The following is a 1,055-nucleotide window of genomic DNA, read 5'->3' as shown; positions in this document are numbered from 1 at the left end:
CCCAAAAATTCAATGTTGCCATCTGGCAGCCACCTGCCCAAATCACCGGTATCATACATTCTTGTTCCTTTTATAAAAGGATTCGAAATGAATTTCTCTGCTGTGAGTTCCGGTTTGTTTAAATAACCTCTGGAAACTCCATCTCCTGAAACATAAATCTTTCCGGTAACACCAATAGGTAAGGGTTGTAATTCTTCATCTATTATATAGGCATGTGTATTGGATATAGGCTTACCGATAGGTATGGTTGTATATTCTCTATCTTTAATATCAAAGGTTATTGAAAATGTCGTATTCTCAGTTGGACCATAACCATTTACTATCCTGATTGCAGGATTAGTTTTAAATACTTTTTGAGTATGAACAGGTGATACTACATCACCTCCTACAATCAACTGATTAATATTTTTGAAAATATCAGCATTACTATCAACAACATTATTAAACCATGAGGCGTTCATCCATAAGCTATTTACCTGATTCTTTTCAATAACATTTTCTAATTTTGACATGTCCAGCAAATCTTGCTGATTTGTTAAAATCAACCTGGAACCATTCAACAAGGTTCCGAAGAATTCAATTGTTGTGGCATCAAATGATACAGAACCTGTACTCAATAAAATATTTGTTGAATCTAATGGGAAATAAAGACATGGTTTGACTAATCGTACAACATTAATGTGTTCCACCATTACTCCTTTAGGATTTCCTGTAGAACCTGAAGTATAAATCAAATATGCCAAATCACTTGACATATTGACTTGGTCTAAATTAGCACTATCATATCTAAATCTCTGAATATGAAAAAGATGCATCTCTTCATCATCAATGATTACTTTACAATTACTGTCTTGTTCTATATATTCGATCCTTTCTTCAGGATAGCTCACATCTATAGGAACATACGCAGCTCCTGATTTCAAAATACCTAAAACGGCTATTATAAATTCTTTACTTTTAACTAATTTTACCCCAACAAAATCATTGGGTTTAATAGAGTATTCCTCTCTTAAATAATGCGCTAATTGATTTGCTTTCTCGTTGAGTTGTTTATA

At 33.0% G+C, this 1,055-nt stretch carries 1 protein-coding gene; it reads right to left on the bottom strand.

The window, feature by feature from the left end:
• The coding region (locus FN795_RS21360) for an amino acid adenylation domain-containing protein (RefSeq protein ID WP_142452510.1) at nucleotides 1–1,055 on the bottom strand (1,055 nt) is incomplete at both ends.

The sequence above is a fragment of the Flavobacterium resistens genome (assembly GCF_900182645.1).
Lineage (GTDB): Bacteria > Bacteroidota > Bacteroidia > Flavobacteriales > Flavobacteriaceae > Flavobacterium > Flavobacterium resistens.
The sequence above is the reverse complement of the archived record's forward strand: the minus strand, read 5'-3'. Positions and strand labels throughout refer to the sequence as shown.